This window comes from Streptomyces sp. 1331.2 (assembly GCF_900199205.1).
Lineage (GTDB): Bacteria > Actinomycetota > Actinomycetes > Streptomycetales > Streptomycetaceae > Kitasatospora.
Window position 1 is genome coordinate 5131286 of the sequence record NZ_OBMJ01000001.1, and the last position, 12723, is coordinate 5144008.

General features: G+C 73.2%; 10 protein-coding genes and 3 tRNA genes. 12 read left to right on the forward strand and 1 reads right to left on the reverse strand.

The genetic code is table 11. The annotated features are described in order from the left end of the window. Nucleotides 1-188 precede the first annotated feature (188 nt). From CRP52_RS38395 to CRP52_RS22020, 8 genes are all read left to right on the forward strand, one after another. Nucleotides 189-335: a hypothetical protein gene (locus CRP52_RS38395; RefSeq protein WP_179852880.1), complete on the forward strand. Its 147-nt coding sequence runs from the start codon at nucleotides 189-191 to the stop codon at nucleotides 333-335. A gap of 199 nt (nucleotides 336-534) precedes the next feature. Further along, on the forward strand, nucleotides 535-690 hold the full coding sequence (locus tag CRP52_RS38400) for a hypothetical protein (protein WP_179852881.1): 156 nt from the start codon (nucleotides 535-537) through the stop codon (nucleotides 688-690). A 124-nt stretch (nucleotides 691-814) separates the two neighbouring features. Further along, nucleotides 815-1447 carry a nicotinate-nucleotide adenylyltransferase gene (gene nadD / locus CRP52_RS21995; protein ID WP_179852882.1) on the forward strand — a complete coding sequence of 211 codons (633 nt, stop codon included), beginning with the start codon at nucleotides 815-817 and terminating at the stop codon, nucleotides 1445-1447. Between the two features lie 19 nt (nucleotides 1448-1466). Beyond that, nucleotides 1467-3380 (forward strand): LCP family protein, encoded by a 1914-nt coding sequence (locus CRP52_RS22000; protein WP_097237946.1) that lies wholly within the window; start codon nucleotides 1467-1469, stop codon nucleotides 3378-3380. Nucleotides 3381-3575: 195 nt separating this feature from the next. Next, the gene (gene rsfS, locus CRP52_RS22005) at nucleotides 3576-4034 is read left to right on the forward strand and encodes a ribosome silencing factor (RefSeq protein ID WP_097237947.1); all 459 of its coding nucleotides are present in this window, start codon (nucleotides 3576-3578) and stop codon (nucleotides 4032-4034) included. Then, on the forward strand, nucleotides 4031-4681 hold the full coding sequence (locus CRP52_RS22010; protein ID WP_097237948.1) for a histidine phosphatase family protein: 651 nt from the start codon (nucleotides 4031-4033) through the stop codon (nucleotides 4679-4681). Before rsfS ends, CRP52_RS22010 begins: the two co-directional genes overlap by 4 nt. 235 nt (nucleotides 4682-4916) lie before the next feature. Continuing rightward, nucleotides 4917-4989: transfer RNA gene (locus tag CRP52_RS22015), tRNA-Ala, on the forward strand. A gap of 43 nt (nucleotides 4990-5032) precedes the next feature. Continuing rightward, nucleotides 5033-5105, forward strand: a tRNA-Ala gene (locus tag CRP52_RS22020). A 138-nt stretch (nucleotides 5106-5243) separates the two neighbouring features. Here CRP52_RS22020 and CRP52_RS22025 read toward each other — a convergent pair. Then, complete coding sequence (locus CRP52_RS22025) at nucleotides 5244-6143, reverse strand: helix-turn-helix transcriptional regulator (RefSeq protein ID WP_097237949.1); 900 nt, start codon at nucleotides 6141-6143, stop codon at nucleotides 5244-5246. Nucleotides 6144-6246: 103 nt separating this feature from the next. On the opposite strand from CRP52_RS22025, the gene CRP52_RS22030 reads away from it, so the two are divergent. From CRP52_RS22030 to leuS, 4 genes are all read left to right on the forward strand, one after another. Continuing rightward, nucleotides 6247-7686, forward strand: a complete 1440-nt coding sequence (locus tag CRP52_RS22030; RefSeq protein WP_097237950.1) for an MFS transporter — start codon at nucleotides 6247-6249, stop codon at nucleotides 7684-7686. Between the two features lie 227 nt (nucleotides 7687-7913). After that, nucleotides 7914-7986, forward strand: a tRNA-Ala gene (locus CRP52_RS22035). 98 nt (nucleotides 7987-8084) lie between these two features. Next, a complete protein-coding gene (locus CRP52_RS22040; protein ID WP_097237951.1) occupies nucleotides 8085-9380 on the forward strand; it encodes a hypothetical protein in 1296 nt (431 codons plus the stop codon). A gap of 365 nt (nucleotides 9381-9745) precedes the next feature. After that, nucleotides 9746-12640, forward strand: coding sequence for a leucine--tRNA ligase (gene leuS, locus CRP52_RS22045; RefSeq protein WP_097237952.1), 2895 nt, complete (start codon nucleotides 9746-9748; stop codon nucleotides 12638-12640). The last annotated feature ends 83 nt before the right edge of the window (nucleotides 12641-12723 follow it).

Consider the following 12723-nt stretch of genomic DNA (forward strand, 5'->3'; position numbering starts at 1 on the left):
CCCGGCCCCGGCCGTCGGCGCCGGGGCGGAGCGCCGGGGCAGAGCGCCGGGGCAGAGCGCCCCGGAGGTGAGCGGGCGAGTCACAGCCCCGGTGGGCGGCGCCCGTGTGAGGCCGGTCTACCCTGAATGACCTGGACGACCGAGGCCGGATCCGGCCTCGGTACCGAGCAGTTCGAGGAGCCCCCGCAATGTCCACCGACGCGCTTGTCAGCCTGGCCTCGCCCATTTCCGACGAGGCCGGCCCGGGCCTGTTCCTGCGGATCATCATCGTCGCGTCCTTCGTGGGCGTCGGCCTGCTGGTCTGGATCATGGCCCGCGCCTTCCGCGGCAACTAGGCGGGAACCGGCAGGACCGGGACCAGAACGGGACCGGACCCGTTTTCGACCGCCCCCGACGGCACGGGCTCACGCCCGGTCAGCGGCGGTGGGCCGCCGAGCGGTTGCCGGGTGACCCCCCGTACGATGACGGGTGGGCCCTCACCGGCCCGGAACAACCCCCAGGTCCGTTCACCGAGCCGAGAAGGTCCCGCCGACCATGAACACTGCCGCCGCACTCCCCGTTCTGAACCTGCTCGCCGAGGGCGAGGGGGGCAACCACGACAGCCTGAACCCGGCCCTGACGGGTGGCGCCGCGCTGTTCATCCTGCTGCTCCTGCTCTTCATCACCACCCGCTTCAACCGGGACCGCTGAGCCTGCTCCACGGACCGCCAGGGGAGCGTCCGGCCATCGGGCCGGCCGCTCCCTCACGCATCTGCGGGCAACCCCCACACGGGCGTTCCCGCACCGTAACGGGCGTCGCGTAAGGTGTGGCGGCATGGGAAAGCAGGCCGGGAATCCCGGCGGACCGGAACCGGTGAAGAAGCGCCTCGGCGTGATGGGCGGCACCTTCGACCCGATCCACCACGGCCACCTGGTCGCCGCCAGTGAGGTGGCGAGCGCGTTCCACCTGGACGAGGTGATCTTCGTCCCGACCGGACAGCCGTGGCAGAAGAGCGACCGCCAGGTCACCCCGGCCGAGGACCGCTACCTGATGACGGTCATCGCCACCGCCGAGAACCCGCAGTTCTCGGTCAGCCGGATCGACATCGACCGCGAGGGCCCGACGTACACCGTCGACACCCTGCGCGACCTGCACGCCCTGCACCCGGACGCCGACCTCTTCTTCATCACCGGCGCCGACGCGCTCGCCCAGATCCTGTCCTGGCGCGACTCCGACGAGCTCTTCTCGCTGGCCCACTTCATCGGGTGCACCCGCCCCGGCCACATCCTGTCGGACGCCGGTCTGCCGGTGGGCGGGGTCTCCCTGGTGGAGGTCCCGGCGCTGGCCATCTCCTCCACGGACTGCCGCAACCGGGTCGCCAAGGGCGAGCCGGTCTGGTACCTCGTCCCGGACGGCGTCGTCCGTTACATCGACAAGCGGGCGCTGTACGCGCCGCGCGGGACCTGAACCGGGAGCGGGTGGGCGCGTGAGCGAGCGCAGCGGCGGGCAGCAGCAGCCGGAGGAGTGGTCCACCGGGCAGTACCAGCAGCCGTACCAGGGCTACCGGCAGCAGCCGGGGCAGCCGTACGAGCAGCACGGACAGCACGGACAGCACGGGCCGTACGAGCAGCAGGGGCAGCAGGGGCAGCAGGGGCCGTACGAGCAGCAGGAGCGGTACGACCAGTACGACCAGTACGGGCAGCCGGTGTACGGCCAGGGCTCGTACGGGGGCTACCAGGAGCAGCAGCCGTACCAGCAGCAGGCCTACCAGGGGTACCAGGAGCCGGGGCAGTTCCCCCAGCACCAGCAGCAGCACTACGGCGAGTACGACCAGTACGGGCAGCCCGTGCAGCCCGGCCGGCCCGTGCAGGGGTACCAGGAGCAGGGCGGCTACGGGTACCAGGAGCCGTCGTACGGCTACGACGGCTACCAGCAGCAGCCCTACCAGGCCGCCCAGGCCGCTCCGGCGGAGCCGGTCGTCGCCGAGCCGGAACCCGCACCCGCACCCGCCGCCCCCGCTCCGGCCGCCGTGCCGCCGCGCCCGCGGGTGCCCCGGCCCGCCGCGGCGGCGGCGCCGGCCAAGCCCGAGGCGCCGTCCGAGCAGGTCGCCGGGGCGCGCTCCGGCAAGGCCGGGAGCAAGGCGTCCAGGGACGGCTACACCACGGGCGAGTTCGCCTTCGCCGAGGAGGAGGCGGAGGAGACCGAGGACGTCATCGACTGGCTGAAGTTCGCCGAGTCCCGCAGCGAGGTGCGCGCCGAGCGCCGCCGCAAGCTGCGCAACCGGCTGATCGGCCTCGGCGCGGTGGTGGCGCTGGCCGCGGGCGGCGTCGGCGGCTACCTGTGGTTCACCGGCGACAAGCCGACCGCGGCCGCCGCGGCCGGCGGGCGCCAGGTCAACGTCGTCCACCTGCGCGACCTGCAGGGCAAGGTGTCCAGCGCGCTGCTGGTCGACGACGCCTCCGGCAAGAAGGGCACCGTGCTGCTGCTGCCCGACAATCTGCGGCTGCCCGGCCCCGCCGACCCGCTGGTCACCACCGTCGGCCAGGCCATGGACACCATCGGCGCCTCGGCGACCCGCGACGGCCTCTCCACCGTGCTCGGCGCCCAGGTGGCCGGCACCTGGCGGCTGGACACCCCGTACCTGGAACTGCTGGTCTCCCAGCTCGGCGGCGTCCGGGTGGACACCAACGCCGAGACCCACGAGGGCGGCAAGCCGGACGGCAAGCTGCTCTCCGCGGCCGGGAAGAACACCATGCTCAGCGGAAAGGCCGCGGTCGCCTACGCGACGCTGCAGAACGCCGGGGAGGGCCGGGACGCCCAGCTGGCCCGGTTCGGGCAGGTCATGGAAGCGGTCGTGCGCACTATGCCGACCGAGTTCAAGGACGCCAAGGACGACGTGCACCGGATGAACGCGGTGCTCGACCCCTCCCTGCCCGAGGACGCCCTCGCCGGGGTGCTCGCCCAGCTCGCCCAGCAGGCGAAGGACGGCCACTTCGGCACCACCGCGCTGACCGTCAAGCCGGACGGCAGCCTGGACGAGGCGACCGCGGGCAAGCAGGTCAAGGACGTGCTGGGCGGGACCGTGAAGTCCGCGACCGCCGCGGACGCCCCGGCCCGGGTGGCACTGCAGGACGCCAGCGGCAACGACGCGGCGGCCGCCGCCGCGCAGGTCCAGATCGTCAACTCGGGCCTGACCTTCATCCCGGGCGGCGCCAAGAGCGCGGCGCAGGCCACCAGTGAGATCCGCTACACCGACGACGCCCGCCAGGGCGCGGCGAAGTCGCTGGCGACCAGCCTCGGCCTGCCGGACACGGCGGTGAAGAAGGTGACCGGCGACACCCAGAACGCGGACCTGCTGGTCGTGCTCGGCAAGGACTACCAGCCGCCGAAGAACCAGTAGGGCGGCGGCCGGATCGTCCCCGGGCGGTCCGTCGGGTCCGTCCCGAGGCGGCGCGGCGGCCCTGAGCGAGGCGGTACGGCGGCCCGGGGGCCCGGAAATCGGTTCCGGGCCCGCCCGGGCGGCGTGAGATCCTGGAAGGCGACCCCGGCCCCGCGCCGGGGCGCCGCCCCAACGCCGCCGAGCCGGAAGAACACCGTGACCGTCACCGACCACAGCCAGCAGCTCATCACCGTCGCCGCCCAGGCGGCGGCCGACAAGCTGGCCCACAACATCATCGCGTTCGACGTCAGCGAGGTGCTGTCGATCACCGACGCCTTCCTGATCGCCTCCGCGAACAACGACCGCCAGGTCCGCGCGATCGCCGAGGAGATCGAGGACCAGCTGCGCGAGCAGCTGGACATCAAGCCGGTGCGCCGCGAGGGCGAGCGCGAGGGCCGCTGGATCCTGCTCGACTACCTCGACATCGTCGTGCACGTCCAGCACTCCGAGGAGCGCTCCTTCTACTCGCTGGACCGGCTCTGGAAGGACTGCCCCGAGCTGCCCATCCCCGAGGAAGCCCTGGCCTCGCGCAACCGCCCCGACGCCCACACCGACGAGGCCGGCAACGCCGTCGCCCCCGCCGACGACTTCGGCAAGCCCGAGGACCTGCACTGAGCCGCGGTGCGCGAGGCCCGCGCATTGTCTTCTGGCGGCACGGCCAGACGTCCTGGAACCTCGAATCGCGGTTCCAGGGCACCACGGACATCGAGCTGACCGGGCAGGGCGTCCTGCAGGCCCAGCGGGCGGCCCGGCTGCTCTCCGGGCTCCGCCCCGACCTGCTGATCTCCTCGGACCTCAAGCGCGCCCGCCGCACCGCCCAGGAACTGGCCGCGGTCACCGGACTCGACGTGACCCACCACGAGGGCCTGCGGGAGACCTACGCGGGCTCCTGGCAGGGCCTGACCAACGCCGAGATCCGTGAGCGCTACCCGGAGGAGTACGCGGCCTGGGCGGCCGGCGAGCCGGTGCGCCGCGGCGGTGGCGGGGAGCTCGCCACCGAGGTCGCCGACCGCTCCGTCCCGGTGGTGCTGGAGGCCGCGGCCAAGCTGCCGGAGGACGGCACCCTGGTCGTGGTCAGCCACGGCGGGACGATCCGCACCATGCTCGGACGGCTGCTCGACCTGGAGCCGGCCCAGTGGGAGTGCTTCGGCGGGCTGTCCAACTGCTGCTGGTCGGTGCTCGGCCGGGGGGCGCGCGGCTGGCGCCTGCTGGAGCACAACGCGGGCACGCTCCCGCAGCCGGTCATCGGCGACGACACCTGACACCTGACACCTGACACCTGCCGGCTGACGGCTGCCGGCTGACGGCTTCGGCCGAGGGCGGCACCCGGGGGCCTCGGAGCGGCCGCACCGCAGGGCCCCTGAGGGGGGCGCTGCGGGGCCCGGAGGGGGCGCTGCGGGAGCGGATTTCGCAGTTCCGGCCCTGACCAGCTAGAGTCTTCCTCGTTCGCAGGGAAGGAACGCGGCCCGGAAGGGAAGCGGGAGATCCGGTGAGTGCGGGGCTATAGCTCAGTTGGTAGAGCGCTTGCATGGCATGCAAGAGGTCTGGGGTTCAATTCCCCATAGCTCCACTCCGCATCGGCGGTCGTGGTCAGCCAGGGTCGCCCGTGTCGCGGGGCTATAGCTCAGTTGGTAGAGCGCTTGCATGGCATGCAAGAGGTCTGGGGTTCAATTCCCCATAGCTCCACAGCAGTTCGGGAGGCCGTCACCCAACGGGTGGCGGCCTCCCGGCATTTCGGGGCCGGGCTGCCCCGGCCTTCGGGCGCCCCGGGGCCAGGGTGCCCCGGCCTTCGGGCATCCCGGCCCGGGGTGCTCGCTCGGGCGCTCACTGCTCGCAGGTGTGCGTCCAGCCGCCCGGCGGCAGCGACCCCAGCCGCTCGACCCGCTCCCGGTCCTGCGCACTCGCCGGCACGTAGACCACGATGTAGCACTCCTGCACACCGGGCATCGTCAGATAGGTGGCGTTCAGCCGCAGCAACCCGACCTCCGGGTGGCGGAAGACTCGCAGCCAGGTCTCCGGCGGAGCGACCTCCTGGCGCGCCCACAGCTCCCGGAACTCCTCGCTGCGCGCCGACAGCCGCTGCACGTGCTCCTCCCAGGCCGGCTCGCCCACGTGCTTGCCGTAGGCCGCGCGCAGCACCGCCACCATCCGCGGCAGGGACTCCTCCCGGTTGCCGCACGGATTGCAGCACGGCGGGGCCACCAACATGCACCACAGGCTGTTGAAGAACGCCCCGTGGGACGGCCGCATCCGCTCGGTGCCGAACAGCGAACGGTACGGCCCGTTGAAGCTCAACACGTCGAAACGGGTGTTGGAGACCGCCGCCGGCAGCGGGGCCAGCGAGTCCAGGATCACCTGGATCGACGGGCTCAGCTCCGGCGGAGCCGGCTGCGGGAACCGCGAGGGCGCCATCCCGGCCAGCCGGAACAGGTGCTCGCGCTCGGTGCCGTCCAGCCGCAGCGCCCGTGCCACCGCCAGCAGCACCTGCTCGCTCGCGTTGATCGGGCGCCCCTGCTCCAGCCACGTGTACCAGGTCACCCCCACCCCGGCGAGCTGCGCGACCTCCTCGCGCCGCAGCCCCGGCGTACGGCGCCGCAGCCCCGGCACCAGCCCGACGTCCTCCGGGGTCACCCGCGCCCGGCAGGCCTTCAGGAAACGGGCCAGCTCGGTACGGCGGCGGTCACGCCCGGTCGCGCCGGTCGGCAGTTCCTCCAGGACGGTCATGCCCACCATCGTGCCGCAGGCCCGCCGGGCGATACAGGTGCTGCCAGTACCAGGATCCGCAGGCTCTAACCACCAGTACCGGTACGGCCCCACGCTGGTACCCATGACGGACCTTCAGATCCGGCCCGGCGCGGCCGCAGGCACCACCCGGCCCCCGGCCGTACGGCCCGGGCTGCTCCTCGCGCTCGTCCTGTGCGGGCAGTTCATGGCCGTGCTCGACGTCTCCATCGTCAACGTCGCCGTGCCCACCATCCGCACCGACCTGGGCGCCTCCGGGGCCGCCCTGCAACTGATCATCGCCGGCTACACCATCGCCTACGCCGTCCTGCTCATCACCGGCGCCCGCCTCGGCGCCCGCTACGGCTACGGCCGGCTCTTCCAACTCGGCCTCGCCGCCTTCACCGCCACCTCGCTGGCCTGCGGCCTCGCCCCGTCCACCGGGTGGCTGATCGCCTTCCGGCTGCTCCAGGGCGCCGGCTCCGCGCTGATGGTGCCCCAGGTGATGAGCCTGATGCAGCGCACCTTCACCGGCACCGCCCGCACCCGTGCGCTCGGCCTCTACGCGGCGGTGCTGGCCGGGGGCATGGCGCTCGGCCAGGTGCTCGGCGGCGTGCTGGTCAGCGCCGACCTGTTCGGCAGCGGCTGGCGGCCGGTGTTCCTGGTCAACGTGCCGATCGGGGTGCTGCTGCTGGCGGCCGGCGCCCGACTGCTGCCCCGACTGCCCGGCGACGCCTCGCGCGGCTTCGACATCCCCGGCCTGGTGGCGCTGGGCACGGCACTCGGCCTGCTGGTGGTGCCGCTCGTCCTCGGCCACGAACTCGGCTGGCCCGCCTGGGGCTGGGCGATGATCGCCGGCAGCGTGCTGATGTTCGGCCTGTTCGTGCTGGTCGAGCGCCGGATCGCCCGCCGCGGCGGACAGCCGCTGATCTCCGGCCGGGTGCTGCGCGCGCCCGGGCTGCGGCCGGCGGCGGCCGGGCTGTTCTCGATCATGGCGGCCTTCGCGGGCTTCATGTTCGCCTTCGCCCTGCACCAGCAGGCCGGGCTCGGCCACAGCGCGCTCAAGGCCGGGCTCTGCTCGGCGCCCGTCGCGATCGGCTTCGGCCTGTCCAGCATGCACTGGCACCGGCTGCCCGGACGGCTGCACGGTGCCATGCCGGCGCTCGCCGCGGTCCTGGTCGGCGGCGGCTACCTGCTGCTCGGGGTGCTCCTCGGCGGCGGCGCCGAGATCGGTGCCGGGGAGCTGGTGGAGATGGCCCTGCTCGGCCTGGCCGCCGGCTGCGCGTACTCACCGCTGTTCGCCCGGGCCCTCGCGGGGGTGGCGCCCGAGGACGCGGCCGATGCCAGCGGGGTGATGGTGACGGTCATCCAGCTCGGGCAGGTGATCGGGGTCGCGGTGCTCGGCTCGGTCTTCCTCGGGCAGGTCGACCTGCCGGCGCCGGCCGCCGAGTCGGGGCACGCGCTGCTGATCACCCTGGCGGTCGACGCCGTCGCGGGGGCGGCCGCCGCGGGCTTCGCCGTGCGCAGCCGGCGGGCAGCGCGGTAGGGGGGCGGCGGGGGTCCGGCGCGGGCCTCGTTGCGGGCCTCGTTGCGGAGCTTGCTGCGGGCGTCGCGGCGGGGCTCGCTGCGGGGCGCTGCGGGGCTCGTCTCGGGCCTCGTCGAGGAGCTCGGGAAACGGATTTCTGGACCACGCCCCGGACCGTGTAAAGTAGTCGATGTCGCCGAGGGAAACCGGAAGGAAACGACCGAAACCCCGGTGACATCGCAGGTCAAGGGGCTATAGCTCAGTTGGTAGAGCGCTTGCATGGCATGCAAGAGGTCTGGGGTTCAATTCCCCATAGCTCCACAGCAGTCGAGAGCCGCCTCCCGGAAACGGGGGGCGGCTCTTCGCCGTTTCGCCCGTGCGACCGGCGGCAGGGACGGGAATCCCGCTACCGTCGTGCCATGGCCGATCTGGAGCGAAGGCGGAACGAGGAACTGGCCCGGATACTCCACCAGCTCGGCTGGAGTCCGGAACGGCTCGCCCGCGAGGTGAGCCTCGCCCTGCCGCCCGGCCTGGCCATCAGCTCCACCGCCCCCTACAAGTGGCGCGACCGCGGCATGGTGCCCCGCAGCCCGCACGACCAGGCGGTCTGCGAAGTGCTCAGCCGCACCCTCGGCATCGCCGTCACCTACGAACAGCTCTGGGGCCGCATGGGCGGCCACCGCGGAGCCAAGATCCTCTCGCCCCGGCTGCTCACCGATCCGTGGACCGCCGACACCGCCCAGACCGCGCTGCGCGAGGCCGCCACCGACGCCGGGCCCGTCCGCCTCACCGACCTGTTCCGCAACGCCGACCTCGACCAGGCCGCCGCCCGGCTCGCCTCCCCGCCCCCGCCCGTCGCGGGCGGCGAAGGCGCCCTGCGCGTCGAGCCCGGCCTCGTCGGCGAACTCGGCCTCTCCTACCGCAGCAAGCAACGGCTCGAACGCTCCTGTGGCGGCGGCCTCGTCCTCGGCCCCACTCGGGCCGAACTCGCCATGCTGGCCAAGCTGTTGGAACTCGGCGCGTACGACGAGCGGCTCGGCCGGGAGCTGTACGGCACGGCCAGCAGCCTCGCCCGGCTGGCCGGCTGGGCCGCGTACGACCTCGGCCACGACGCGGCCGCCCAGCGCGCCTTCGTCGCCGCGCTGCGCGCCGCCCACGTCAGTGGCGACCCCCGGCTCGGGGTCGCCGTGCTCGGCGCCCTGGTGGTGCTCGCCACCCAGGGTCCGGGCGGGCGCGGCCTGGACGCCGTCTCCGCCCTCGAAACCGCCCTGGAGGTCCACGGTGCCGCGCTCGGCCCCACCGGGCGGGCCCGCCAGCTCGGCCGGCTCGCGCGCGCCCACGGCCGCCGGGACGAGGCCCAGCGGGCCGAGGCCGCCGCCGCCCGGGCCTTCGCCGAACTGGACCGCGTGCCCGGCACCGACGAGGCCCGCGCCTCCCTCGCCGGGATGGTCGGCGAGGCGCGGCTCGCGCTCGGCCAGCACCGGATGGCGAAGGGGCTGCTCGCCGAAGCCGTGGCCGGGCTCGGGCCGGGGCGGGCACGTTCCAAGGCGCTGCTGATGGTGCGCCTCGCCGAGACCCACCGGCAGCTCGGCGACCAGCGGGAGGCGGCCCGCACCGCGGCGCTGGCCCGCTCCCTCGCGGCGGGGATGCAGTCGGAGCGGTTGGCGAAGGCGCTGCGGGACTTCGACGCGGCGGGGCGGGCGGGGGCGCGGTGAGGGTGGCGCGCTGCGGTGGCGGTGCTGCGGAGTGCTGGGGCTGTGGTGCGGCGTGGCGGTGCGGTGAAGGTGCGGTGGCGGGCTGAGGCGCTGACGCCGCTGTTCGTACGGGCGCCCGGGCGGTATACCCCGCAGCGCGCCGAGTCGCTTGCGGTACCCTGAGCCCATGCGAACCGTGCGCCTGCTCCTTAGCCGGCCGCGCTGACCAGGACCGGCTGAGCCCTCGGGCGGTGCCGGAGTCGGCGTGGCGTCCCCTCCTGCGAGGGGATTTTTTGTTTTCCGCCCCCGACCCCGTCCCGGGCCGGGGCCCACGGCTCGGCCGCCTGCGCGGTTCGCCAACTGACACCGATGGAGCTTGAAGGACCATGAGCGAGACGACCCCTGCGTCCGGCGCGGCCGAGACCGCGACCGAGCCGTTCCGGTACAGCGCCGCGCTGGCGGCCGAGATCGAGTCCCGCTGGCAGGACCTCTGGGAGAAGGAGGGCACCTTCCACGCCCCCAACCCCACCGGTGCGCTGGCCGACCCGTCGGCCGGCGACGTCGCCGCGAAGCCGCACAGCTTCATCATGGACATGTTCCCGTACCCCTCGGGTGCGGGCCTGCACGTCGGCCACCCCCTGGGCTACATCGCCACCGACGTCTACGCCCGCTACCAGCGGATGACCGGCCACAACGTGCTGCACACGCTGGGCTACGACGCCTTCGGCCTGCCCGCCGAGCAGTACGCCGTGCAGACCGGCACCCACCCGCGGGTCTCCACCGAGGCCAACATCGCCAACATGCGCCAGCAGCTGCGCCGGCTGGGCCTGGGCCACGACCCGCGCCGCTCGATCTCCACGATCGACCCGGAGTACTACCGCTGGACCCAGTGGATCTTCCTGCAGATCTTCGACTCCTGGTACGACGAGACCGCCCGCAAGGCCCGCCCGATCGCCGAACTGGTCGCCCAGTTCGCCTCCGGATCGCGTGAGCTGCCCGGCGGGCGCGACTGGGCGTCGCTGTCCGCCGCCGAGCGCGAGGACGTCCTGGGCGAGTACCGCCTGGCGTACGCCAAGGAGGTGCCGGTCAACTGGTGCCCCGGCCTGGGCACCGTCCTGGCCAACGAGGAGGTCACCGCGGACGGCCGCTCCGAGCGCGGCAACTTCCCGGTGTTCAAGTCCAACCTGCGCCAGTGGATGATGCGCATCACCGCGTACTCCGACCGCCTGATCGAGGACCTGGACCTCCTGGACTGGCCCGAGGCCATCAAGCTGCAGCAGCGCAACTGGATCGGCCGCTCCGAGGGCGCCCGCGTCGACTTCGCCGTCGGCTCCGGCGAGAAGATCACCGTCTTCACCACCCGCCCCGACACCCTGTTCGGCGCCACCTACATGGTGCTGGCGCCCGAGCACGCCCTGGTCGACTCGATCGTCCCCGCCACCTGGCCGGAGGGCGTGCCCGCCGAGTGGACCGGCGGGGCCGGCACCCCCGCCGAGGCCGTCGCCGCCTACCGGGCCGCGGCCGCCGCCAAGTCGGACGTCGAGCGGCAGGTCGACGCCAAGGTCAAGACCGGCGTCTTCACCGGCGCCTACGCCGTCAACCCGGTCAGCGGCGCCGCCGTCCCGGTGTTCATCGCCGACTACGTGCTGATGGGCTACGGCACCGGCGCCATCATGGCCGTCCCCGCCCACGACCACCGCGACTTCGCCTTCGCCCGCGCCTTCGGCCTGCCGATGCGGTGCGTCGTCGAGCCGACCGACGGACGGGGCCCGGACCCGGCGGAGTGGGACGACGCGTTCGACACCTACGACTCCGTCATCGTCAACTCCGCACGCTCCGAAGGCGACCTGACGCTGTCCCTGGACGGGCTGAGCGTCGTCGACGCCAAGGCCCACGTGACCGCCTGGCTGGCCGAGCGCGGCATCGGCGAGGGCACCGTCAACTACCGCCTGCGCGACTGGCTGTTCAGCCGCCAGCGGTACTGGGGCGAGCCCTTCCCGATCGTCTACGACGAGGACGGCGTCATGCACGCGCTGCCCGAGTCGATGCTGCCCGTCGAGGTCCCCGAGGTCGACGACTACTCGCCGCGCACCTACGACGCGTACGACTCCGCCTCCTCGCCCGAGACCCCGCTGTCGCGCAACGAGGACTGGGTCAACGTCGAGCTGGACCTGGGCGACGGCGTCAAGACCTACCGCCGCGAGACCAACACCATGCCCAACTGGGCCGGTTCCTGCTGGTACGAGCTGCGCTACGTCGACCCGTCGAACTCCTCGGCCGTCGTCGACCCGGCCAACGAGAAGTACTGGCTGGGCCCGACGGACACCAAGCCCGCCGGCGGCGCCGACCTGTACGTCGGCGGTGCCGAGCACGCCGTGCTGCACCTGCTGTACGCCCGCTTCTGGCACAAGGTGCTGCACGACCTGGGCCACGTCTCCTCCGTCGAGCCGTTCCACAAGCTGTTCAACCAGGGCATGATCACCGCCGACGTCTACCGCGACGAGCGCGGCTTCCCGGTGCCCGCCGCCGAGGTCGAGGAGCGCGACGGCCAGTACTCCTGGCAGGGCGAGCCGGTCAAGCGCGAAGCCGGGAAGATGGGCAAGTCCCTGAAGAACGCCGTCGCCCCGGACGACATCGCCGACGAGTACGGCGCCGACACCCTGCGGCTGTACGAGATGTCGATGGGCCCGCTGGACGTCTCCCGCCCCTGGGACACCCGCGCCGTCGTCGGCTCGTACCGCTTCCTGCAGCGGCTGTGGCGCAACGTCGTCTCGGAGACCACCGGCGAACTGGTCGTTACCGAGGAGGCGCCCGACGAGGCGACGCTGCGCGCCCTGCACAAGGCCATCGACGGCATCCGCGGCGACATGGCCGGGCTGCGCTTCAACACGGCCGTCGCCAAGGCGATCGAGCTGAACAACTACCTGGTCAAGCGCGGTTCGACGCCGCGGGTGGTGGCCGAGCAGCTGGTGCTGATGGTCGCGCCGCTGGCCCCGCACATCGCCGAGGAGCTGTGGCGCCGGCTGGGCCACGGCGAGTCGCTGGCGCACACCGACTACCCGGTCGCCGACCCGGCGTACGTGGTCGACGAGTCGGTGACCTGCGTGGTGCAGATCAAGGGCAAGGTGAAGGCCCGGCTGGAGGTCGCGCCGGGCATCTCGGACGCCGAGCTGGAGGCGCTGGCGCTGGCGGACCCGGCGGTCGTCGCGGCGATCGGCGGTGCGCAGGTGCGCAAGGTGATCGCGCGGGCACCGAAGCTGGTGAACATCGTCACGGGGTGATCGGGGTTCGGGCTCGGAGTGGTTCGGGCTGGGGCTGGGATCCGGGTCCGGGTTGATCCGGGTCTCGGTTCGGGCTCGGTGAT

Excerpts from the sequence above, each read along its gene's own strand:
- CRP52_RS22030 (WP_097237950.1), top strand. The coding sequence starts at position 6,247 with ATGACGGACCTTCAGATCCGGCCCGGCGCGGCCGCAGGCACCACCCGG.
- CRP52_RS22040 (WP_097237951.1), top strand. The coding sequence starts at position 8,085 with ATGGCCGATCTGGAGCGAAGGCGGAACGAGGAACTGGCCCGGATACTC.
- CRP52_RS22025 (WP_097237949.1), bottom strand. The coding sequence starts at position 6,143 with ATGACCGTCCTGGAGGAACTGCCGACCGGCGCGACCGGGCGTGACCGC.
- CRP52_RS38400 (WP_179852881.1), top strand. The coding sequence starts at position 535 with ATGAACACTGCCGCCGCACTCCCCGTTCTGAACCTGCTCGCCGAGGGC.
- leuS (WP_097237952.1), top strand. The coding sequence starts at position 9,746 with ATGAGCGAGACGACCCCTGCGTCCGGCGCGGCCGAGACCGCGACCGAG.
- nadD (WP_179852882.1), top strand. The coding sequence starts at position 815 with ATGGGAAAGCAGGCCGGGAATCCCGGCGGACCGGAACCGGTGAAGAAG.
- CRP52_RS38395 (WP_179852880.1), top strand. The coding sequence starts at position 189 with ATGTCCACCGACGCGCTTGTCAGCCTGGCCTCGCCCATTTCCGACGAG.